This is a genomic window from Pseudomonas sp. (assembly GCF_036387035.1).
Classification (GTDB): Bacteria; Pseudomonadota; Gammaproteobacteria; order Pseudomonadales; family Pseudomonadaceae; genus Aquipseudomonas.
Map to the genome: position 1 here is coordinate 18701 of NZ_DASVUM010000086.1, position 22479 is coordinate 41179.

General features: G+C 60.7%; 18 protein-coding genes. 14 read left to right on the plus strand and 4 right to left on the minus strand.

What is annotated here, in order from left to right; all coding sequences use genetic code 11:
* Positions 1-44 precede the first annotated feature (44 nt).
* The 12 genes from VF672_RS07755 to VF672_RS07810 all read left to right on the plus strand — a co-directional run bounded on the left by VF672_RS07755 (position 45) and on the right by VF672_RS07810 (position 15242).
* The gene (locus VF672_RS07755) at positions 45-1217 is read left to right on the plus strand and encodes a PilZ domain-containing protein (RefSeq protein WP_331103299.1); all 1173 of its coding nucleotides are present in this window, start codon (positions 45-47) and stop codon (positions 1215-1217) included.
* A gap of 2 nt (positions 1218-1219) precedes the next feature.
* Positions 1220-2632: an alginate biosynthesis TPR repeat lipoprotein AlgK gene (gene algK, locus VF672_RS07760; RefSeq protein ID WP_331103301.1), complete on the plus strand. Its 1413-nt coding sequence runs from the start codon at positions 1220-1222 to the stop codon at positions 2630-2632.
* The gene (locus VF672_RS07765) at positions 2629-4134 is read left to right on the plus strand and encodes an alginate export family protein (RefSeq protein ID WP_331103303.1); all 1506 of its coding nucleotides are present in this window, start codon (positions 2629-2631) and stop codon (positions 4132-4134) included. The genes algK and VF672_RS07765 overlap by 4 nt, the downstream gene beginning before the upstream one ends.
* A 27-nt stretch (positions 4135-4161) precedes the next feature.
* A complete protein-coding gene (gene algG / locus VF672_RS07770; RefSeq protein ID WP_331103305.1) occupies positions 4162-5808 on the plus strand; it encodes a mannuronan 5-epimerase AlgG in 1647 nt (548 codons plus the stop codon).
* Positions 5809-5821: 13 nt separating this feature from the next.
* On the plus strand, positions 5822-7261 hold the full coding sequence (locus tag VF672_RS07775; protein ID WP_331103307.1) for an alginate O-acetyltransferase: 1440 nt from the start codon (positions 5822-5824) through the stop codon (positions 7259-7261).
* A 7-nt stretch (positions 7262-7268) separates the two neighbouring features.
* Entirely contained in the window at positions 7269-8405 is a 1137-nt protein-coding gene (locus tag VF672_RS07780; protein ID WP_331103308.1) for a mannuronate-specific alginate lyase, read from the plus strand.
* A gap of 232 nt (positions 8406-8637) precedes the next feature.
* The gene (locus VF672_RS07785) at positions 8638-10200 is read left to right on the plus strand and encodes an MBOAT family protein (protein WP_331103310.1); all 1563 of its coding nucleotides are present in this window, start codon (positions 8638-8640) and stop codon (positions 10198-10200) included.
* Between the two features lie 10 nt (positions 10201-10210).
* Positions 10211-11386, plus strand: coding sequence for an alginate O-acetyltransferase (locus tag VF672_RS07790; protein WP_331103312.1), 1176 nt, complete (start codon positions 10211-10213; stop codon positions 11384-11386).
* Positions 11387-11418: 32 nt separating this feature from the next.
* On the plus strand, positions 11419-12075 hold the full coding sequence (locus VF672_RS07795) for an alginate O-acetyltransferase AlgF (RefSeq protein ID WP_331103353.1): 657 nt from the start codon (positions 11419-11421) through the stop codon (positions 12073-12075).
* Between the two features lie 205 nt (positions 12076-12280).
* Complete coding sequence (locus VF672_RS07800) at positions 12281-13735, plus strand: mannose-1-phosphate guanylyltransferase/mannose-6-phosphate isomerase (protein ID WP_331103314.1); 1455 nt, start codon at positions 12281-12283, stop codon at positions 13733-13735.
* Positions 13736-13919: 184 nt separating this feature from the next.
* Positions 13920-14384 (plus strand): multidrug transporter, encoded by a 465-nt coding sequence (locus tag VF672_RS07805; protein ID WP_331103317.1) that lies wholly within the window; start codon positions 13920-13922, stop codon positions 14382-14384.
* Positions 14385-14417: 33 nt separating this feature from the next.
* The gene (locus VF672_RS07810; RefSeq protein ID WP_331103318.1) at positions 14418-15242 is read left to right on the plus strand and encodes an SDR family oxidoreductase; all 825 of its coding nucleotides are present in this window, start codon (positions 14418-14420) and stop codon (positions 15240-15242) included.
* A 197-nt stretch (positions 15243-15439) separates the two neighbouring features.
* Here the strand turns inward: VF672_RS07810 and VF672_RS07815 are convergent, their stop codons facing one another.
* The 4 genes from VF672_RS07815 to VF672_RS07830 are packed head-to-tail and all read right to left on the minus strand — an operon-like array spanning position 15440 to position 20250.
* Positions 15440-16312: an HlyD family secretion protein gene (locus VF672_RS07815; RefSeq protein WP_331103320.1), complete on the minus strand. Its 873-nt coding sequence runs from the start codon at positions 16310-16312 to the stop codon at positions 15440-15442.
* Between the two features lie 15 nt (positions 16313-16327).
* Positions 16328-16528 (minus strand): DUF1656 domain-containing protein, encoded by a 201-nt coding sequence (locus VF672_RS07820; protein WP_065991906.1) that lies wholly within the window; start codon positions 16526-16528, stop codon positions 16328-16330.
* Complete coding sequence (locus VF672_RS07825) at positions 16518-18716, minus strand: FUSC family protein (protein WP_331103325.1); 2199 nt, start codon at positions 18714-18716, stop codon at positions 16518-16520. Before VF672_RS07825 ends, VF672_RS07820 begins: the two co-directional genes overlap by 11 nt.
* A 22-nt stretch (positions 18717-18738) precedes the next feature.
* Positions 18739-20250: an efflux transporter outer membrane subunit gene (locus VF672_RS07830; protein WP_331103327.1), complete on the minus strand. Its 1512-nt coding sequence runs from the start codon at positions 20248-20250 to the stop codon at positions 18739-18741.
* A gap of 181 nt (positions 20251-20431) precedes the next feature.
* Between VF672_RS07830 and VF672_RS07835 the strand changes: the two genes are divergently transcribed.
* Together VF672_RS07835 and VF672_RS07840 are read left to right on the plus strand one after the other, a co-directional pair.
* On the plus strand, positions 20432-21379 hold the full coding sequence (locus tag VF672_RS07835) for a LysR family transcriptional regulator (protein ID WP_331103329.1): 948 nt from the start codon (positions 20432-20434) through the stop codon (positions 21377-21379).
* 99 nt (positions 21380-21478) lie between these two features.
* Positions 21479-22453: a D-glycerate dehydrogenase gene (locus tag VF672_RS07840; protein WP_331103331.1), complete on the plus strand. Its 975-nt coding sequence runs from the start codon at positions 21479-21481 to the stop codon at positions 22451-22453.
* Positions 22454-22479: the final 26 nt, after the last annotated feature.

The window sequence follows — 22479 nt, forward strand, 5'->3', positions numbered from 1 at the left end:
TGACCGAAACAATGGATCAACTCGATTAATCAGGAATTATCACCATGAATACAGCCGTGAATGCCAATGTCGTCCATGAATCCGAAGCCCAGCGTCAACACGCACGGGTCAAGATCCCGGCCAAACTGCGACTGCTCAATGGCCAGCCGAACGCCCCACTGGTGCGTGTCGAAGACCTTTCAGCTGGCGGTTTGAGCTTTGTTGCTCCTGCCAACCTGCGCCCAAGCGTGGGTCAGGTCATCAAGGGTCGTCTGCAGTTCCTGATCGACAACCTCGGTCTGGCGATGGACATCGACCTGCAAGTGCGCACCATCGACTCTGCCACTGGCCGGGTTGGCTGCCAGTTCCAGAACCTCGAACCCCAGGACATCGCCACTCTGCGTCAGTTGATCACGTCGCACCTGTCGGGCGATCTCATCAGCATGGGCGAAGTGCTCGCGACCCTGCAGCGCGACAACTTCACCAAAGCGCGCAAGAACAAAGACTCCGGCAGTGGCCAGAGCGCATTCGGTCGCCTGCGTGCCGTGACGTTCAGCGCCGGTATCTTCATCGTGGGTCTGGCTGCATTCGGCTTCGTCGCCAAGTCGGTTTACGGCATGTACTTCGTCAGCCACTCCACCTCCGGTCTGGTCAGCGTGCCAAGCCTGGATGTCACCATGCCACGTGAAGGCACCGTGACCAGCCTGGTCGCACCAAACGGCGAAGTCGCCAAAGGCGCTCCGCTGGCCACCTTCAACACCAGCATGCTGGACATGTTGAAAGGCAACCTGGACCCGGACGAAATGCAGCCGGCCAAGATTGAAGAGCTGTTCGGCCGTCAACTGGCTGGCACCATGACCAGCCCGTGTGACTGCGTGGTGGCCAAACAACTGATCGCCGATGGTCAGTACGCCGCCAAGGGCCAGGTCATCTTCCAGATGGTGCCGCGCAATGTCGCCGCCAACGTTGACGCCCGCTTCACCTACCGCCAGTTCGCAGACGTCCAGCCGGGCGCTCGTGTGAACTTCCAGGTTGCTGGCGAAGAAGGCAGCCACAGCGGCAAGATCGTCAGCGCCACGGCTCTGAGCCCTGCTGATCTGTCTTCCGACATCCGCGTTCAGATCCAGCCTGACGAAGCCATCAACAGCAACCTGGCCGGTCGCCCGGTTGAAGTGGTGAGCAATCGTGGCCCGTCGCTGAACTGGCTGATCGACAAAGCCACGGCGGCAGGTTTCTAAACATGGCTAGCCCACTACGAAGCTTGTCAGCCCCTACATTGTTGAGCCTGGCGATCGCTATCGGTTTGGGCGGCTGTGCCGGCCTGCCCGATCAGCGCCTGGCCAACGAAGCCCTGAAACGCGGCGACACTGCGATGGCGGAGCAAAACTATCGGCAACTGGCGGACCTGGGCTATAGCGATGCACAGGTCGGCCTCGCGGATATCCAGGTGGGTACCCGCGACCCGGAGCTGATCAAACAGGCCGAGGCGACTTACCGCGCGGCGGCTGCCACTTCGCCACGGGCGCAGTCGCGTCTGGGCAAGTTGCTTGCAGTCAAGCCGAACTCCACCGAAGCCGAGCAACGTGAAGCCGAAGGTCTGCTGAAAAAGGCCTTTGCCAATGGCGAAGCCGGCACCCTGATCCCGCTGGCCATGCTGTATCTGCAGTACCCGCACACGTTCCCGAACGTGAACGCACAGCAGAAGATCAACGAATGGCGCGCCACCGGTTATCCGGAAGCGGGCCTGGCCCAAGTGCTGTTGTATCGCACGCAGGGCACGTATGACCAGCATCTGGCAGAGGTCGAAAGCATCTGCAAACAGGCGCTGCACACCAGCGACGTTTGCTACACCGAGCTGGCGACGGTCTACCAGAAGCGCGGCGAAACCGACAAGCAGGCTGCGCTGATCGAGCAGATGCAAAGCGGCTATGCCATGGGCAGCGTGCCTGCCATGCGTGTCGACAGCGTCGCTCGCGTGCTGGCCGATTCGACCATCGGCAAGCCGGACGAAAAGACCGCGCAGTCGCTGCTGGAGAAAGTCGCCCCCGGCTACCCCGCTTCGTGGGTCAGCCTGGCGCAGCTGTTGTACGACTTCCCCGAACTGGGTGACGTCAACAAGATGATGGAATATCTGGACAACGGCCGTGCTGCGGATCAACCGCGTGCCGAGCTGCTGCTGGGCAAACTGTATTACGAAGGCAAGCTGGTCTTGCCGGACGCGAAGAAAGCCGAAGAGCACCTGACCAAGGCCGCCGCGACGCAAATCTCCGCGCATTACTACCTGGGCCAGCTTTATCGCCGGGGTTATCTGGGCCATCCAGACCCGCAGAAAGCTGTCGACCAGTTGCTGACCTCCGCTCGCGGTGGGCAGAACAGTGCCGACTTCGCCCTCGCGCAGTTGTTCTCGCAAGGTAAAGGCATCAAGCCTGATCCGGTCAACGCATGGGTCTTCGGCCAGCTCGCACTGGCTCAGGGCACGCCGCAAGCGACGGATCTGGCGCAACAACTGAACGAACAATTGCCGCCTGAGAAGCGCGCCCAGGCGCAGAGTCTTCTCCAGCGAGAACAGCAGGTCCGGGGCACCACGGCGCAAAACGCGCTGGCCTTGCAGACACTGCAAGAAGAAAAAGACGGCGGGGACGCACCTCTATGAAGCTTAAGTTGAACCCTCTGATGGCGGCCGGATTCGGTCTGGGCTTTTCTCTGATCTGGGCCACGCCGACACTGGCAGCCCTGACCGACACTCAGAATTTCGGCATTGAAGTGAAAGCCACGGGCCAGATGGAAGACGACCGTGACCTCGGCACCCGCAGCGGTGGCGACGTCAACGGTGTCGGCCTGGACCTGCGTCCGTGGGCCTATGGCGAATGGGGCAACTGGAGCGGTTACGCAATGGGCCAGGTAGTGACCGCTACCGACACCATTCAGACCGACCCGCTGGATCAGCAGGTCACTGACGCAAACGGCCAAAGTGCCCAGCGTTCGCGCAGCACGTCAAACAGCCGCAAAGTGGATGACAGCTACGCTGCCCTTCGCGAATTCTGGATCGGCTACAGCGGTTTCACGCCCTACCCTGGCGAGATCCTGAAAGTGGGCCGTCAGCGCCTGCGCAATGACGATGGGCAGTGGCACGACACCAACATCGAAGCCGTGAACTGGACTTTCGACACCACCCTGCTCAAGGCAGAAGTGGGTGCTGCTCAGCGTTTCAGCGAATACCGCACCGACCTGACCGAGCTGTCGGCTCAGGACAAGGATCGCTCACACCTCTACGGTGATGTGGAATACCAGTGGACGCCAGGGCAGTGGGCGGGCGTTCGCGCTCACCATAGCCATGACGGCGGCAGCCTGAAACATCAGGGCGAGTCCATCGATGACCTGGACAAGACCACCCGGGGTGATCTGACCTGGCTGGGTCTGCAGGCCAACAGCGACGCGTACAACTACCGCAACCTGAACACCGTCAATTACTGGGGCAGCCTGACGTGGCTGACCGGCGACCGCGATCGCATCGGCACCACTTACGACGCCATTGGCGATCAGTACGTGGCCGGGCAGAAGACCGACGAAAACGTCAACGGCTGGGCCACAGACCTGGGCCTGCGTTTCCGTCTGGACCCGATGTGGCAGGTGGGCGGTGCTTATTCCCGTGCCAGCAAGAACTACGAGCAGAACGGTCTGGAAAGCAACCGCTCGAACTGGACCGGTACCCGCTCACGCGTGCATCGCTTCGGTGAAGCATTCCAGGGCGAAATGGCCAACGTAGAGTCCGGCTCGCTGTTCGCCTCCTGGCAGATGCAGGACGAGTACGACGCCTCGCTGATCTACCACAAGTTCCGTCGCGTTGACGGTCATTCGGGTATCGGTGGCGCGGGTGTGAACCCGGCCCAGGAAAACGTCGACGACGACGGCGTCAGCACCTTCGCCTCGTTGCCGCTCGAAGATGGCCGCAAGGACCTGGGTCAGGAAATGGACCTTGTCGTGACCAAATACTTCAAGCAAGGCCTGTTGCCGGCTGCTGTGAGCCAGTCGTTCGACGAGCCGTCGGCGCTGATCCGTCTGCGTGCGGGCGTGTTCAAACCGGGCGATGCGTATCACAGCGGTGTAGACGATTACATGCACCGCGCCATCGTTGACGTCATCTGGCGCTTCTGATGCAAGCCGCGATAGGAGTGCAATGAGATGAAGAGTCAAGCAAGCACATTGCGTCACCGGGCATGGCCGCATGCCCTGCGGGAATGCTCCGTGCTGAAAAGCGCGGTGCTGAGCAGCGCCCTGCTGCTCAGCACCGGGGCGATGGCCAACACCCCCGCGCCGGTTCCTGCACCGGCCGCGCATGCGGCTGACGGCAAGGACGTGCTGGTCAAAGGCCTGCATCAGGCCAAGACCTACACCATCACCAGCCCGCCCATCGAGCCGTTGTTGATGGACAAGCCAAAGCTGCCTGACCTGTCGGGTTACACCCAGCAGGCCATGCAGAAAAAGATCGTGCGCAGCAAGCCGGGCAAGGTTGCGATCAAACGCATGATGCAGGAAGACTCGCTGAAGGAATTCATCGGCGGTGACAACAAGATGGCCGAATGGGTAGCCCGTCAACACGGGATTCCACAGGCGATCTTCATCGAAGACGGCTACATGACGTTGCAGGATCTGGCGAAGAAGGTGCCTAAACAGTACCTGAGCGAAACGTCGCCGGGCGTCTTCCTGGCACGTCTGCCGATCGTCGTCGGCAAGAACGGCATCTTTGAAGTCGACAAGAAAACCACCGAGCTGCGCCTGTCCCAGGACGCCGGTGCGTTTCTGGTCAACGACAACCTGCTGTTCATGTCGGACACCAAGCTGACTGGCTGGAGCGAGAAAGCCAACGGCCCTTCAACGTTCAAGGCGCCGAAGGAATTCCGCCCGTTCCTGCTGTCGTGGGGCGGTACCCAGACCTACATGTTCAACACCAAGGTGGCGAGCCTGGGTTACAACAACAGCAAGTCGTACGGGCTCAGTATTTCCCAGTACACCCCGAACATGAAGGCGCAGATGAACCGCCCGGAACCCACCGGCTGGATCGTCAATTCTGACTTCTCGGATATGTGGTACGGCTTCTACTGCTATGAAACCCGTGACTTCGTGGTCAAGGGCAGCACTTACCACGACAACATCATCTACGGCATCGACCCCCACGACCGTTCCCACGGTCTGATCATTGCCGAGAACACGGTGTACGGGACCAAGAAGAAGCACGGGATCATCGTCTCCCGTGAGGTGAACGACAGCTTCATCATCAACAACAAGAGCTACGACAACCACCTGTCCGGCATCGTCCTTGACCGTAACAGCGTGAACAATCTGGTGGCGTACAACGAGATCTACCGCAACCACACCGACGGCATCACCTTGTATGAGAGTGCCGACAACCTGCTGTGGGGCAACCGCGTGTTCGCCAACAAACGTCACGGCATCCGGGTTCGCAACAGCACCAACATCAAGCTGTACGAAAACCTGGCCATCGGCAACGGTTTGATGGGCGTTTACGGCCACATCAAGGACCTGTCGGACACTGACCGCGACATCAAGCTCGATCCGTTCGACGCTGAAGTTTCGATGATCATGGTCGGCGGCGAACTGACCTCCAACGGCTCGGGCCCGCTGTCCATCGACTCGCCCTTAAGCGTCGAGCTGTACAAGGTGTCGATGCTTGCACCGACCAAATCCAGCGGGATCAGCTTCAACGGTGTACTGGGCGATCGTCAGGACGAAATCCTCGATCTGCTGGTGCGCCAACAGAAAGCCGTGTTGATCGACCCGGTCGAAAGCCAGAAACAACTCCGGGACTGAGGAAGATATTTCTATGCACGCACATTTGATCAAATTGCTCAGCCTCTCGGGCCTGACCGCTGCACTGTTCGCCGCAAGCAACGCGGCGTACGCCGCAGACACCACCGCCCCAAGCTTCACTGCCGAACCGTGCTGCAGCATCTGCCCTGAAGCGCATGACGAGAAGAACTACGTCAGCCGCTACCAGCAGAACTTCACGACGCTGGTTCAGGCGCAAGGCGACTGGCTGTTCCGGACCCGAGAAGATTTGCGCACCGAGTTCGACACCACGCCGGAAGGCTACCGCCGCATGCAAATGCTGCACGACGCCTTCAAGAGCAAGGGTGTAGAGCTGGTCGTGGTTTATCAGCCAACACGCGGGCTGGTCGATCGCAACAAGCTGTTCCCGGCTGACCGTGACAAGTTCGATTACAGCACCGCGCTGCGCAACTACCAGGCCATGCTCGGTCGTTTCGCAAAAATGGGCTACACCGTGCCGGACCTGTCGCCGTTGACCAACGAGCAACAGGCCCACGACTTCTACTTCCGCGGTGACCAGCACTGGACGCCGTATGGCGCCCAGCGCACAGCGAAAATCGTCGCTGATTCCGTGAAGAAGATGCAGGCGTTTGCCGGCGTTCCGCGCCGTGAATTCGAGACCCACTTGTCAGGTCGCATGGGCAAGAAGGGCACTCTTCACAACATGGCCGGTCAATTGTGCGGCACGAGTTACGCCATCCAGTACATGGACCAGTTTGAGACGGAACCCAAGGGCGAAGCAGCCGACGGCGACCTGTTTGGTGATTCCGGTAACCCGGAAATCACTCTGGTCGGTACCAGCCACAGTGGCAAGAACTACAACTTCGCCGGCTTTTTGCAGGAATACATTGGTGCTGATGTGCTGAACGTCGCCTTCCCGGGCGGCGGCCTCGAAGGTTCGATGCTGCAGTACCTGGGCAGCGAAGACTTCCAGAAACACCCACCGAAGATTCTCATCTGGGAATTCTCGCCGCTTTATCGTCTGGATCAGGAGACCATCTATCGCCAGATGATGTCGCTGCTGGACAACGGCTGTGAAGGCAAACCGGCGTTGATGAGCACCAGCACCACCCTCAAACCAGGGATCAACGAGTTGCTGGTCAACGGCAAAAACGGCATCAAGGATGTGCGCAACGGCAGTAATCAGATCGACATCAAGTTCGCCGACAACTCGGTGAAAACCCTTCAGGCGCGCCTCTGGTACATGAACGGTCGCCACGAAGACTTGAAAATCGAAAAACCTGAAACTTCTGAAACCGACGGGCGCTTCTCCTTCGAACTGCGCGATGACAAGGACTGGGCTGACCAGCAATTGCTCGCACTTGAAGTTCAGGGCCCGGAAGCGGGCGCTGCGCCTCAGCAGGTCGAAGCGAAAGTATGCAAACGCAACGTGTTCCCGAATGCCGCGCATCAAACCGCGCAAGCCGGGTTATGAGGCTCTTATGCACACTCCAAAACTGATGCTCCCTACCCTTCTGTCGCTGGCGATGCTGTCTTCGACAGTGTTCGCCACCAGCGCCAGCGCTGCGTCGACACTCGTGCCGCCGCAGGGTTACTACGAAGGTGTCGAGAAATTCAAGACGGGTCAGGGAAAGTTCAACTGTGACGCAGCACCGCAGCCGTATACCGGCCCGCTGCAGTTTCGCAGCAAATATGAAGGCTCCGACAAAGCCCGCGCCACGTTGAACGTTGTGTCCGACCAGGCATTCCGTGACGCGACCAAAGACATCACGACCATGGAACGCGCCACCAGCAAGGTGGTGATGCAGTACATGCGTGACGGTCGTCCGGAACAGCTCGATTGCGCGTTGAACATGTTGACCACCTGGGCCAAGGCCGATGCGCTGGAGTCAACCGACTTCAACCACACCGGCAAGTCGATGCGCAAATGGGCACTGGGCAGCATGTCGTCCGCCTACCTGCGCCTGAAGTTCTCCGAGTCGCATCCTCTGGCCACCCGCCAGCAGGAAACGCAGGTCATCGAATCCTGGTTCAGCAAGCTGGCGGATCACGTCGTCAGCGACTGGAGCAACCTGCCGCTGGACAAGACGAACAACCACTCGTACTGGGCGGCCTGGGCCGTGATGTCCACGGCGGTGGCAACGAATCGCCAGGACCTGTTCGACTGGTCGGTGAAGGAATTCAAGATCGCCGCCAACCAGGTCGACCCGCAAGGTTTCCTGCCCAACGAGCTCAAGCGCAAACAGCGTGCGCTGGCGTACCACAACTACGCGCTGCCGCCGCTGGCCATGATCGCAAGTTTCGCCCAGGCGAACGGTGTCGATCTGCGCCAGGAAAACAACGGCGCGCTCAAGCGTTTGGGTGATCGGGTGCTGGCTGGCGTGAAAAATTCGGGCAGCGAATTCGCCGCCCGCGACGGCGAAAAGCAAGACATGACGGACCTGAAAACCGACATGAAATTCGCTTGGCTGGAACCCTACTGCTCGCTGTATGACTGCGGCCCGGACGTCCTGGAACAGAAGCACAAGATGCAGCCGTTCAAGAATTTCCGCCTCGGCGGCGATTTGACCCGTACCTACGACCCGACGCATGAAAAGGGTGACAAGGGCGGTTCGTAAGAGCGAAAGCTCCAGTTGCGTTCGCCGTGGTGATCCACAGCGAGCCAACTGTAGGAGTGAGCTTGCTCGCGATAGCGGTGTATCAGTCAGGGCGGCATCAACCGCACTGACGCATCGCGAGCAAGCTCACTCCTACAGGGAGTAGGCAGCTACATGTTTCACCCCTCCATTTTTTCATGGGGGGTTTGGGGGGGCTTCGGCCCTTGATGTTGGACAAATGGAGAGATAAAGGATGGTTTTCTCATCCAACGTGTTCCTGTTCCTGTTCTTGCCGGTCTTTCTCGGCTTGTACTACCTGAGCGGGCAACGCTATCGCAACCTGTTGCTGCTGGTCGCCAGCTACGTGTTCTATGCGTGGTGGAGAGTGGACTTTCTCGCACTGTTTGCGGCGGTGACACTGTGGAACTACTGGATCGGTCTGCGCGTGGGCGCTGCCGGGGTCAGAACCAAACCGGCACAGCGTTGGCTGTTGCTTGGCGTGGCGGTCGACCTGTGCATCCTCGGTTATTTCAAGTACGCCAACTTCGGCGTGGACAGCATCAACGCGATGATGACGTCGGTCGGTCTTGAACCGTTCATCCTCACGCATGTGCTGTTGCCCATTGGTATCTCGTTCTACATTTTCGAGTCCATCAGCTACATCATCGACGTCTACCGTGGCGATACGCCGGCGACCCGCAACCTCATCGACTTTGCAGCGTTCGTGGCCATTTTCCCGCACCTGATCGCAGGCCCGGTACTGCGGTTCCGCGACTTGGTCGATCAGTTCAACAACCGTACGCACACCCTCGACAAGTTTTCCGAAGGCTGCACGCGGTTTATGCAGGGCTTCATCAAGAAGGTTTTCATTGCCGACACACTGGCGGTGGTCGCCGACCATTGCTTCGCCTTGCAAAACCCGACAACGGGCGACGCATGGCTCGGTGCGCTGGCGTACACCGCGCAGCTGTACTTTGACTTCTCCGGCTACAGCGACATGGCCATCGGCCTGGGTCTGATGATGGGTTTCCGCTTCATGGAAAACTTCAAGCAGCCCTACATCAGCCAGTCGATCACCGAGTTCTGGCGTCGCTGGCACATCAGCCTGTCGACCTGGTTACGTGACTATCTGTACATCACCTTGGGCGGCAACCGTGGCGGCAAGGTCGCGACCTATCGCAACCTGTTCCTGACCATGCTGCTGGGCGGCCTGTGGCATGGCGCCAACATCACCTACATCGTTTGGGGTGCGTGGCATGGCGTGTGGCTGGCGATCGAAAAAGCCATCGGCCTGAACACCGCACCGCGCACGTTCAATGTGGTTCGCTGGGCGTTCACCTTCCTGCTGGTGGTCATGGGCTGGGTCATCTTCCGCTCGGAAAACCTGCACGTTGCCGCCCGTATGTATGGCGCGATGTTCAGCTTCAGCGACCTGGGCCTGTCCGAACTCAACCGCGCGAGCCTCACCGGCCTGCAAGTGGCGACCCTGGTCGTGGCCTACATCACCCTGGCCTTCTTCGGCCTGCGTGATTTCTACCGCAACCGCGCCCCGGCCAAGCCGACGGATAAAGCCTTGCAAGCCGACGGCCCTGCCGCTGCGGAGCCTGGCCTGATCAAGGCAGTACCGGGCGACAAGCCAGGCAGCATCCATCAACCGGGTTACATCGTCGGCACCGAAGCGCAGGTTCAACCTGCCTACTGGACTGTCGACTGGTCGCGCTATGCCATGCGCGCCCTGATCCTGCTGATGTTTGTTGCATCGATCCTGAAACTCTCGGCGGCCAGTTTCTCGCCGTTCCTTTACTTCCAGTTCTGAGGAGCCTGACATGACCCGTTCATTACGTTTCCTCTACATTTTCCTGTTCCTGGCAATTCTGCTGGTGCTGGGCCTGTGGTCGCTGCGCAGCTTCATCGGTTTCTCAACGTCGAAGGAAACTACCGTCCTCAATGGTCACTGGACCAAGGCGGTGGAGACCCATTACGACGAAGAATTCCCGATCAAGCGTCTAGGCACCAACCTCTGGGCAGCCCTGGACTACAAGGTGTTCAACGAAGGTCGTCCGGGCGTGATCCTGGGCAAGGACCAGTGGCTGTACACCGACGAAGAGTTCGACGCCGTTGCCAACAGCGAGCAGAACGAAGCGGACAACCTGGCGATCATTCAAGGCGTGCGTGACACCCTGAAAAAGCAAGGCACGCAGTTGGTGCTGGCGATCGTTCCAGCCAAGACACGTCTGTATCCGGAGCACGTTGGTGACAACAAACCGGCCACGCTGCACACCGACCTGTATCAACAGTTCCACGCCCAAGTGAATCAGGCCGGCATCCTTGCCCCTGATTTGCTGACGCCGCTGCAAGGCGCCAAGGCGCAGGGCCAGGTGTTCCTGCGCACTGACACTCACTGGACGCCGATGGGCGCGGAAATCGTCGCCCGGCAGTTGGGTGAGGTGATCAGCAAACAAGTGCCGCTGAACGTCGAGCCACAAAACTTCGTCACCGAAGCCAAGTCGACCGAACCCTACAAGGGTGATCTGACCAACTTCCTGCCGCTGGATCCGCTGTTCAGCAACCTGCTGCCCAAGCCGGACGACCTGCAACAGCGCAGCACCAAGCCGGCTCAGGCTGACGCCGAGAGCGGTGACGCCCTGTTCGCTGACAACTCGGTTGCCGTTGGCCTGGTGGGCACCAGCTACAGCGCCAACCCGAACTGGAACTTTGCCGGTGCGCTCAAACAGGCCTTGCACGCAGACGTCGTGAATTACGCCGAAGACGGCCACGGCCCGATCCTGCCGATGCTCAAGTATCTGCAGACCGACGCCTTCAAAAGCAGCCCGCCGCAGGTGCTCATCTGGGAATTCCCGGAGCGCTACCTGCCCGCTCACAACGACCTGACCGAGTTCGACCCACAGTGGATCGCTGAACTCAAAAAGGCCCGTGACCCCCAACAGAATCTGGCCGAAAACGCCACCAACTCCAAGTCGCCTACCCAGGCGCAAAACTGAGAGGACTCTTGACTATGACTTCGCAGAACCCAATGCCAGTTCGTTCGAGCAAAACCAACCTGCTGAAAACCTGCGTGCTGGCCGCGAGCCTGGGCTTCGTATCCCTTTCCGCATTCGCCGGTGGCGACGCCGCCCTGTACGGCCCAACCGCACCAAAAGGTTCGACCTTCGTGCGTGTTTACAACGCCAGCAGCAGCGAAATCACCGCCAGCGTCGGCAACACCAGCCTCAACGAAATCGGCCCACTGGCCAGCAGTGACTTCGGCTTCATGCCGCAGGGCGATTACACCGCCAAAGTCGGCAGCCAGTCCCTGCCGGTGAAACTGGCCAGCGATCACTACTACACCATCGTCAACAACACCTCGGGCGCGCCGCAGCTGGTTGAAGAACCTCCTTTCAAGAACAAGCAGAAGTCGCTGGTTCGTGTACAGAACCTGAGCGACAAGGCACTGACCCTAAAAACCGCTGACGGCAAGACCGACGTGGTCAAGGCTGTGTCTGCCAAGGGCACCGGCGAGCGCGAAATCAACCCGGTCAAGGTCAGCTTTGCGCTGTTCGACGGCGACAAGAAAGTCAGCGACCTGAAGCCTGTTGCGCTGGAGCGTGGTGAGGCCGCCGTGCTGTACGTCACCGGCAGCGGCAGCAGCTTGTCGCCAGTCTGGGTCAAGCGCCCGACAGGTACCCAGTAACACATTTGAATCTGGCCGAGAGGCCGCAGGCGGCGCGCGTGATTACCCGCGCGCTGCCACAGATTTACGGAATTAAGCGTTCGGCGTCGGGCACTGCGGAGCAAGCAGCCAGCCAAGAGGACGCCGGGCGATGCAAGACAAAAACCAGAAAGACCGAAACGACCTACAGCCCATTCGAACGATTTTTGCTTAACGGAGAAACAAAATGATTCCAGTGATCTTGTCAGGCGGCAGCGGTTCCCGACTCTGGCCTCTTTCGCGTAAACAGTTTCCCAAGCAGTTCCTGGCACTGACCGGCGAACACACCCTGTTCCAGCAGACCGTCCAGCGCCTGCAATTCGACGGTATGCAGCACCCTGTCGTGGTCTGCAACAAGGACCACCGCTTCATCGTCACCGAGCAGCTCGGTGCATTGGGCCTGGAAACTCAGGCCGTGATCATGGAACCGTTTGGTCGCAACACCGCGCCTGCCGTCGCCATCACCGCGATGATGCTGGCCAACGAAGGCCGCGACGAGTTGATGCTGGTGCTGCCAGCCGACCACGTGATCGATGATCAGAAAGCCCTGCAACGCGCACTGGCCCTGGCCACCGTTGCCGCAGAGCGTGGCGAAATGGTCCTGTTCGGCATCCCGGCGACCAAGCCTGAAACCGGCTACGGCTACATCAAGTCCACCGCCGATGCACTGCTGCCGGAAGGTGTGAGCCGTGTGCAGCAGTTCGTTGAAAAACCAGACGAGCAGCGCGCCATTGAATTCGTCCAGGCCGGTGGCTACTACTGGAACAGCGGCATGTTCCTGTTCCGCGCCAGCCGTTACCTGGAAGAGCTGAAAAAGCATGATCCGGACATCTACGACAACTGCCTGCTGACCCTTGAGCGCAGCAAGCACGAAGGCGACAGCATCTCCCTGGACGAGGCGAGCTTCGCTTGCTGCCCGGACAATTCCATCGACTACGCCGTCATGGAAAAAACCCAGCGCGCTTGCGTGGTTCCTCTTGATGCGGGCTGGAGCGACGTCGGCTGCTGGTCGTCCCTGTGGGACGTGCACGCCAAAGACGAGAACGGCAACGTTGCCAAAGGCGATGTCGTTATTCAGGACAGCCGCAACTGCATGATTCAGGGCAACGGCAAACTGGTGACCGTGATCGGTCTGGACAACATCGTTGTCGTCGAAACCAAAGACGCCATGATGATCGTCCACAAAGACAAGGTGCAGGGCGTCAAGCAACTGGTCAACACGCTGAATGAGCAAGGCCGCAGCGAAACCCAGAACCACCTCGAAGTCTATCGTCCGTGGGGCTCGTACGACTCCGTCGACATGGGCGGCCGCTTCCAGGTCAAGCGCATTTCCGTCAAGCCGGGCGCCAGCCTGTCGCTGCAGATGCACCACCACCGCGCCGAGCACTGGATCGTTGTTTCGGGTACCGCTCAGGTTACGTGCGACGATAACGTGTTCCTGCTGACCGAAAACCAGTCGACGTACATCCCGATCGCCTCGGTTCACCGTCTGCGCAACCCAGGCAAAATCCCGTTGGAAATCATCGAAGTTCAATCGGGCAGCTACCTGGGCGAAGACGACATCGAGCGCTTCGAAGACGTCTACGGCCGCTCCACCCCAGGCATCGAAGCCGGCGTGAAGACCCAGCTGATCGCGCGTTAATACCGATTCACCTGTAGTACTAGCCCCCGTCAGCCCTCTGCGTATTCCCCATCCGCAGAGGGTTTTCGGGGGCTTTTTTATGCGCTTTTGTGCCTGCGCGAACCAGAATCAGATAAACCATCATTAGCTCAATCCCCTCCCCTTTCGGTACGATGCCCGCCTCTGCACTCGCGAGATCGACACGATGATTTTCGGCGCCGTACTCCTGCTCACCTGGCTGGTCCTGCTCCTGCGCTACCCTTCCAAAGCGCTGCCCGTTTCACTGGCGGCGGCCCTTGGACTGGCAGTGGTGGCGGCGTTTGTGGTCTGGGAGGACCGCCGTGATGAGCAGCGCCTTGAGCGCCTGCAATTGCGCGTGAACTATGCGCCGCAGCAATGCCCGGCGGGTCGCCCGTTGCTGGTGCTGATCGATAACGGCAACACCGTTTCGCTCACGGAACTGCGCTGGAAGATCGCGGCCTACGCGCCGGGGGATACCGTCAATCTGGCCGAAGACACTTATACCGCGCCGCGCTATCGCGGACCGGGCGATTTGTTGCCCGGTAGCCAATGGCAAGACTGCTTGCCGATGCCGCCTCTGCGCCCTGGTTATCGGCCGCAAACCCTGGAATTTCGCGCCGAACGCCTGCAAGGCACGTTCTCTGGCTGAGCGCCGCCCTTCTCTTTTCCCAAGGAATGAACCATGTCTGTGGTGTTGATCACCGGTTGTTCCAGCGGCATCGGCCGCGCCATGGCGGATGCCTTCAAAGCGGCAGGCCATGAAGTCTGGACAACCGCCCGCCAGCCGGCCGACGTGCAGGCGCTGGCCACTGCAGGGTTTCGTGCCGTGGCCCTGGACGTCAATGACAGCGCTGCGGTTGATCGACTCGCCTACGAGCTTGATCAACACGGCAAAGGGCTCGACGTGCTGATCAACAACGCAGGCTACGGCGGCATTGGCCCGCTGCTGGATGGTGGTGTCGAGGCCATGCGCAGGCAGTTCGAAACCAATGTGTTTTCCGTGGTCGGCGTAACACGCGCGCTGTTTCCGTCGCTGCGCCGCAACAAAGGTCTGGTGGTAAATATCGGCAGCGTTTCGGGCGTGCTCGTCACGCCATTCGCCGGCGCGTACTGCGCCTCAAAGGCCGCCGTCCATGCCATGACCGACGCATTGCGCATGGAACTGGCGCCCTTCGGCATCCGCGTGATGGAAGTCCAGCCTGGTGCCATCGACACCCACTTCGCCCAAAACGCAAGCCGTGAGGCAGAGCAATTGCTTCGCCAGGATTCGCCGTGGTGGCCATGGCGTGAAGGCATCCGCGCCAGGGCCAATGCGTCGCAGGGCAATCCGACGCCCGCCGCCGACTTCGCCCGCGACGTGCTCAACGCCGTACAACGCAACCATCCGCCGCGTCTGCTGCGCTCCGGCAACGGCAGCCGCGCGCTGCCGCTCATGGAGCGGCTACTGCCCAAGGCATTGCTGGAGTGGGTCCTGAGCAAGCGCTTCAAGCTGGATAAAAAATACTGACCGCTGCGCCAGGCCTCTGTAGGAGCGTGGCTTGTCCCGCGAACTGGCGCGAAGCGACAGCAACCGCCAGCGCCTCGGTGTTTACTGATGCACCGCATTGGCCGGTCTTACTGTCGCTGCGCAACAGATCGCGGGACAAGCCACGCTCCTACCTCCACCAGCGCGACACCCATCTGGCTTAAGGCGCAGTCAAGGTGCTACCGCGTTGAAGCTTGCGCTTCGGGATTCACAATTACCGTGCAGGTAATCCCCGCGGCCAAGACCACCCCTTCCGGCACGTGATCCAGATGAATACGAACCGGCACGCGCTGGGCAAGCCGTACCCAGTTGAAGGTCGGGTTGACGTCGGCAATCAGCTCGCGGCTTTCAGGGTTGTCCCGATCATAGATGGCGCGGGCGATGCTTTCGACGTGGCCTGTCATGACCTCACCGCTCATCAATTGCATGTCCGCCGGGTCACCGATCTTCACGTACGGAAGTTTGGTTTCTTCGAAGAAGCCGTACACCCAGAACGAGTTTCGGTCGACGACGGCCATCTTCGCTTCGCCGATCCGCGCGTAGTCACCGCGATGCACGTTGAGGTTGGTGACGTAGCCATCCACCGCCGCCAGGACTTTGGTGCGTTGCAGGTTCAGCTGCGCCGCCTCAAGCTGCGCGACCGCCAGTTGATAATCCGCCTGCGCGGAAGTCGCGACATTGCTGGCGTCTTCGCGGCTTTCAGCGGAGATCACCAGCGCGTCCATGTCCTTGCGCCGGTTGGCGTTGACCTTGCGCATCTCCCACGTCGCCTTGCGTGACGCCACCATGGCCTCGGCCTGCTTGACTGCCAGCTGATAGTGCTCGGGATCGATCTGCATCAGCAGGTCGCCTTTTTTCACCGGCTGGTTGTCCTTCACCGGCACATCGACCACCACGCCACTGACATCGGCGGCGACATTGATCACGTCTGCACGCACCCGGCCGTCGCGGGTCCACGGCGTGTCCATGTAGTGAATCCACAGCAGCCGGCCGATCCAGATGGCCAGGGCCAGAATCATCAAAGTCGCGATCAGACTGAAGAGCTTTTTCATCTCAACCAACGTGCCTCAACGGTAAACAGTGAGCGCCATGGCGCCGAAAATGCAGCTGAACAGGCTCAGGCGCAGCAGCGCCGGATGCCAGAAAAAACGGTACAGGTCGAGCCCGGACATAAATCGGTCCAGCGCCCAGGAAAGTACCATTGCGACCAGAAACATGACCGTCACGGTCGGCATGTAGACGCCGTGGAAGGCGAGTTCACGTGGCATTGAGTTGTCCTTGCGGCGAGGCCACAGACGCCGGTTCTGGCGTGGTGCCTGCCAGCGGGGACTGCGGGTCCAACAGGCAGGTGCGGATGAAGTGCAGGTAGCTTTTCACCCGGCGCAACGGCGAGGTGTCGAAGTGCGGGGCAAAGGGCTCGTCGGTGTTCTGCACGCAGACAATGGCGTGATCGACCGCAGACAGGCTGCGCGCCAGGTTGTGGCGGTCAGGCTGAATGAACAGGCGAACGAGCGAGCGGCCCATGGCGCGAATCGCCTGCCGCCAGGGTTGCGATTCGGCGTAGCTGGGGTGCACCGGCAAAACCTCCTGCTCGCGGCGCAACTCGATAATCGCGTGGCCGATCTCCAGCACCACCAGCATCCAGCGCAGCAGATGACGCTGGACCTCGGGCTTGCCGGCGGCCAGGCCATATGCCTGATGCATCAGGTCCCGCGTGCGGCTTTCAAACCCGGAGCGAATCCCGCGCAGCGGCGCGCTGATGGCGAAACTCACTTGCTGGCGCAGGTTGCCTTCGAGTCGCTGCCACAGCCAGCGACTGTTCGGAGGCAGAATGATCGCCCCCGCCGCCGCGCACAGCAGCATGCCCAGGACCATGGCGATGTAGTCGTTGATGAAGGCATACGGGTTGTAGACCGTGAGGTTGTCCGGCGCGGAACCGATGCTGAAGAAAATCAGCAGCCCCAGTCCGTAACCCACCCACTGAGGTCGCGTGGTCAGAAACGTGCCGAACACGAACACCGGCGCCAACACCATGCACAGCAAAGGAAAGCCATCAATGCACGGCAGTACGAAAAAGGTAATGAAAAACCCCGACACAGCGCCCAGAAAGGTCCCGCAGGCCATCTGAAACGACATGCGCCTGGGGTTAGGCGTGGTCGCGGAAAGCGCCACGGTCGCGGCGGACACAAGGGTCATCGACGCACCACTGGGCCACGCCGTGGCCACCCAATACACCGACATGACGGCAAGGATAAACGTCGCGCGCACACCCGATGCCAGCGACGACAGCCAACTGGTGGTCGAGACAAACGGCTCGACCCACTTTTCCCGTGCATGGCTGTGTTCGGCCAGCGATGCGTGGGTCTGGGCGTAGTCGTGCATGTCGTCAACGAAGCGATACAGCAGCTCATACGCGGTGTGAAAATCCAGCAGGTCGTCGTCGCCGGGCTCGGTCCGGACAAACTCGGCACGCAAGCTGCGCACATGCTCGGGCAGGTCGGCCTTGTACACGCTTAACCGATTGGCGAGCAGCGCGGCATCCGCGTTGGTCAGCGCCCGGCCGGCGAAAGGCTCCAGCAAGCGGGTCAGCGCGCTCAGGCCGGGCTCAATGGCCTGGACAGCCGGCGTCACGCCGCGTCGACGCAAGCGCTCAAGCAATTGATGCAAGGCGTTGAAACGCGTGGTGATGGTCATGAACTCGCTGTTCAGGCGGTTCAACCGGCCGTTGCGTCGGCGCATGTGCGGGTCTTCGAACACCGTGACGGCGCGCAGGCCTTCGAGCCCCACGGCGTCGGCGATGAAACGTACGTTGCTGGCTTCGAACGACGCAGGATCGCTTTCACCGCGCAGGCCGATGATGACGAACTCGGCGAAGGTGCCGAAGCGTTGGTACAACGTGTTGCGCATCGCCGCGCCCGCGCTCTGCGGCAGGATGGCAGCGCTGACCAGGGTCGAGCAGACAATGCCGAGGGAGATTTCCAGCACCCGCCACAGCGCCGCCATGAACGAGGTGTCCGGGTGCGCAAGCGCTGGCAAACCGGTCATCGCGGCGGTATAGCCGGCGAGGACGAAGCCGTACGCGCGGAAGTTGCGATAGCGCGCGGCCCCGGCGCAGCAGAAGCCGACCCAGATCGCCAGACTGCCGAGGAACAGCTCGCTGTTTTGCGCAAACAGTGCCATCAGCGTGACCATCACTACGGAGCCGGCGACGGTGCCGAGCAAGCGATAGAAGCTCTTGGCGAACACCTGACCGCTCTGCGGCTGCATGACGATGAACACCGTGATCATCGCCGTGCGCGGCTGCGGAAGTTCCAGGCGCATGGCGATCCAGTACGTCAGGAACGCGGCGGTCAGCACCTTGCAGATGTAGATCCAGGTCACGCCATCGCTGCGCGCCCACTCATTGAGACCGCGACGCCATTCCAGGGATTTGAGCCACTCGACACCCGCGTTCATCGCCAGGCCCTGCCAACGCGCTTCATTTATCAAACACCGCCAACGACGCCGGGGTTTTCGGCGCGGCAGTCCTGTCAGGCGCGGGCGCATCATTGCCCGCCATCAACCCGCCGCCCAGCGCCACCACCAACTCGGCGTGCACCGTCAGGCGTTCGGCCTGGACGTGTTGCCGCACCTGCTGCTGATGGAACAAAAGCGTCTGCGCGTTGAGCACATTGAGGTAATCGGTCAGCCCGCGCTGATAAGCGATCATGGCGATGTCGTAGGTTTTCTGGGCAGCGGCCACCGACTGATCGGCGAACTGCTGCTGCTTCTCCATCGACTCGCGGCGAATCAACTGATCGGAGATGCTCTTGAGGGCCATCACCAGGGTCTGGTTGTATTGCGCGACCGCTTCGTCATAACCCGCAGACGCCACGCCCAGTTCGGCGCGCAAACGCCCGCCGTCGAAGATCGGCAAGGTAATCGCCGGGCCCACGCTGTAGTTGAATTTCTTGCCGGTCAGAAATTCCAGCATGCCGCCGCCGGTGGCCATGTAACCCAGGCTGCCCATGAGGTCGACGTTCGGATAGAAGCCGGCGTGAGCCACATCGATGCCCCGGGCCTGTGCCGCCACCCGCCAGCGACTGGCGACCACATCCGGACGTTGCCCCAGCAACTCGGCCGGCAACGCAGACGGCAACTTCAACGCAGCGTTCAACGACAGCGTCGGGCGCTGAAGACGCGAGCCTTCGCCCGGCCCTTTGCCAGCCAGCGCCGCGATCTGATTGCGGCTGAGGGCAATCGCCTCGTCCAGCGCGTCAATCTGACGATGTGTTTCGGGCAGCGGGGTTTCCGCCTGGCTGACCTCGAAATGGGTGCCGATGCCGCCTTTCAGACGACGCTGGGCCAGATCAACGATCTGCTGCTGTTGAGTGAGGGTCGCTTCGGCAATATCACGCTGGGCGTAGTTGAGCGATAACTGGATGTACGCGCGGACAATGTTGTCCTGCAATTCGAGCTGCGCCTGATGCTCCTGCGCCGCGCTCAGGTGCGCCATGTCCAGGGCCTGTTCGGAGTGATTGCTCTCCTGGCCCCACAGATCAAGGGAATAACTCAGGCCCAGCGACGCGTTGTTGTTCCACGTGCTGGTGTTCGACAGCTCACCCGGACCGTAGAACTGATCGGTCGGCCAGTTGTGCCGTTTCAGCGTGCTGTCGCCGGATATCTGCAGGGCTTGCGCCGACTCCGCGATGCCTGCCATGGCCTTGGCCTGACGCACCCGCGCAGCGGCCATCGACAGGGTCGGGCTGCCGAGCGCCGCCAGTTCGATCCAGTGATTGAGTTGCTCGTCGCCATAGGCGCGCCACCACTGACCGGCAGGCCAATGGGCGTCTTTGTCGGCCGCCTTGATGGCGTCGTCGGTGGCCAGCGCGTCAGGTGACAACGCTGTGCCTTGTGGGGCGATTCCGCCAGTTCCGATGCAGCCGCTGATGAGTAACATTAAAGCCCACACACTGAGGGGCTTGAGCCCTCTGACGAGACGACGCGGCACTGCTGCAATTACCTGAATGGAGGGGGAATCAAGGATGCGGCGATTCTAGGGGGCGTCTAGTCCGGCGATAAGCCGGGACTTCTGCGAATCTTTGTTACCAAACCGGAGATAATCCTTTGGTATGGCTGACATGGATCAGTAACTTCATGTCACAATTTGCCATCTCACCTGAGAACGGCCAATGGACACTCTGCAAAACATGCGTGCCTTCACTTGCGTGGCGCAAGCAGGCAGCTTCACCGCTGCCGCGGTTCAACTGGACACCACGACTGCAAACGTTTCGCGCGCTGTCTCCAACCTCGAAGCACACCTGCAAACCCGACTCCTGAACCGCACCACGCGGCGTATTGCTCTCACTGAAGCCGGCAAGCGCTATTTGCTGCGTTGCGAGCAGATTCTCGGCTATGTGGAAGAGGCGGAAGCGGAGGCCAGCGACGCCCACGCGCGCCCGGCCGGGCAGTTGAAAGTCCATTCGATGACCGGCGTTGGCCAGCATTACGTCATCGACGCGATTGCCCGCTACCGGCGCAATCACCCGGACGTGTCGTTCGACCTGACCATGACCAACCGCGTCCCGGACCTGCTCGAAGAGGGTTACGACGTGTCAATCGTGCTCGCCAGCGAGCTGCCGGATTCGGGCTTCGTGTCCCAGCGTCTGGGCATCACCTACAGCATCGTTTGCGCCTCCCCCGCCTACATCAAGGCATTCGGTATGGCGCACCGGCCAGCTGACCTGCTCAATCACGCTTGCCTGCGCTTGGTCAGCCCGGTGTTTCCGCTGGAAAAGTGGGCGTTCGATGGCCCCGAAGGCCAGGAGACCGTGACCATCGGAAACTCGCCGTTTCTGGTGAATTCGGCCGACGCCATGCAGGCGGCGATCAGCAGCGGCATGGGCATCGGGATTCTGCCGATCTACTCGGCCATCGAAGGTTTGCGCAATGGCTCGCTGGTGCGGGTTTTGCCGCAGTACCGCTCCCACGAGCTGAACCTGTATGCGATCTACCCTTCGCGGCAGTACCTGGATGCGAAGATCAAAACCTGGGTCGAGTACTTGCGCGGCTCGCTGCCGGAAATCATGGCCGCCCATGAAGCTGACCTGCAGACGCATGTGTTGCCGGAGACGGTTTAGTCATCGCACACGCGCAACGGCGGTGACCCTGCCAATCGCTCGGCAAGAATGTTAGCGTGCTACGCAATGCCCTTCTGAACTGCCGAGAGAAGCTATCCGATGAAAAAGACCGTCCTTGCCTTCAGCCGCGTGTCCCCGGAAATGGCCGAGCGCCTGCAGCAAGACTTCAATGTGATCATCCCGGACCCGAAGAAGGGTGATCTGAACGAGCAGTTCAATGAAGCCCTGCCCCACAGCCACGGCATGATCGGCGCCGGTCGCAAGCTGGGGCGCGAGCAGTTGGAAGGCGCGAAGCAGCTGCAAGTGGTGTCGAGCATTTCGGTCGGCTATGACAACTACGACGTCGGCTACCTCACCGAGCGCGGCATCATGCTGACCAACACGCCCGACGTGCTGACGGAAAGCACCGCCGACCTGGGCTTCTCGCTGATCATGAGCAGCGCCCGTCGCGTTGCCGAGCTGGACGCCTACACCAAGGCCGGAAACTGGAAGCGCAGTATCGAAGCGCCACATTTCGGCACCGACGTTTACGGCAAGACGCTGGGTATCGTCGGCATGGGCAACATCGGCGCAGCGGTGGCGCGACGGGGTCGGCTGGGCTTCAACATGCCCATTCTGTACAGCGGCAACAGTCGCAAAACTGCTCTTGAGCAAGAACTCGGCGCACAATTCCGCACGCTGGATCAGCTGCTGGCCGAGTCGGATTTTGTCTGCCTGGTCGTCCCCCTCAGCGAGAAAACCAAACACCTGATCAGCACCCGCGAGCTGTCGCTGATGAAAAAGAGTGCGATTTTGGTGAACATCGCCCGGGGTCCGATCGTTGATGAGCCGGCGCTGATCAAAGCACTGCAAGACGGGACGATTCGCGGCGCCGGCCTGGACGTCTACGAAAAGGAGCCGCTGTCTGAATCGCCTTTGTTCGCCCTGAGCAACGCGGTGACGCTCCCTCACATTGGTTCGGCAACTGACGAAACCCGTCAGGCCATGGCCGACCGCGCCTACGAAAACCTGCGTGCCGCGCTGCTGGGCGAGAAGCCGCAGGATCTCGTGAATGCGCAGGTGTGGAAGGGCTGATACGCCCTTTTGAGTGGACGCGATAC

Bases quoted from the DNA above. Each gene is read 5' to 3' on its own strand.
- VF672_RS07755 (WP_331103299.1), top strand. From the start codon at position 45: ATGAATACAGCCGTGAATGCCAATGTCGTCCATGAATCCGAAGCCCAG.
- algK (WP_331103301.1), top strand. From the start codon at position 1,220: ATGGCTAGCCCACTACGAAGCTTGTCAGCCCCTACATTGTTGAGCCTG.
- VF672_RS07765 (WP_331103303.1), top strand. From the start codon at position 2,629: ATGAAGCTTAAGTTGAACCCTCTGATGGCGGCCGGATTCGGTCTGGGC.
- algG (WP_331103305.1), top strand. From the start codon at position 4,162: ATGAAGAGTCAAGCAAGCACATTGCGTCACCGGGCATGGCCGCATGCC.
- VF672_RS07775 (WP_331103307.1), top strand. From the start codon at position 5,822: ATGCACGCACATTTGATCAAATTGCTCAGCCTCTCGGGCCTGACCGCT.
- VF672_RS07780 (WP_331103308.1), top strand. From the start codon at position 7,269: ATGCACACTCCAAAACTGATGCTCCCTACCCTTCTGTCGCTGGCGATG.
- VF672_RS07785 (WP_331103310.1), top strand. From the start codon at position 8,638: ATGGTTTTCTCATCCAACGTGTTCCTGTTCCTGTTCTTGCCGGTCTTT.
- VF672_RS07790 (WP_331103312.1), top strand. From the start codon at position 10,211: ATGACCCGTTCATTACGTTTCCTCTACATTTTCCTGTTCCTGGCAATT.
- VF672_RS07795 (WP_331103353.1), top strand. From the start codon at position 11,419: ATGCCAGTTCGTTCGAGCAAAACCAACCTGCTGAAAACCTGCGTGCTG.
- VF672_RS07800 (WP_331103314.1), top strand. From the start codon at position 12,281: ATGATTCCAGTGATCTTGTCAGGCGGCAGCGGTTCCCGACTCTGGCCT.
- VF672_RS07805 (WP_331103317.1), top strand. From the start codon at position 13,920: ATGATTTTCGGCGCCGTACTCCTGCTCACCTGGCTGGTCCTGCTCCTG.
- VF672_RS07810 (WP_331103318.1), top strand. From the start codon at position 14,418: ATGTCTGTGGTGTTGATCACCGGTTGTTCCAGCGGCATCGGCCGCGCC.
- VF672_RS07815 (WP_331103320.1), bottom strand. From the start codon at position 16,312: ATGAAAAAGCTCTTCAGTCTGATCGCGACTTTGATGATTCTGGCCCTG.
- VF672_RS07820 (WP_065991906.1), bottom strand. From the start codon at position 16,528: ATGCCACGTGAACTCGCCTTCCACGGCGTCTACATGCCGACCGTGACG.
- VF672_RS07825 (WP_331103325.1), bottom strand. From the start codon at position 18,716: ATGAACGCGGGTGTCGAGTGGCTCAAATCCCTGGAATGGCGTCGCGGT.
- VF672_RS07835 (WP_331103329.1), top strand. From the start codon at position 20,432: ATGGACACTCTGCAAAACATGCGTGCCTTCACTTGCGTGGCGCAAGCA.
- VF672_RS07840 (WP_331103331.1), top strand. From the start codon at position 21,479: ATGAAAAAGACCGTCCTTGCCTTCAGCCGCGTGTCCCCGGAAATGGCC.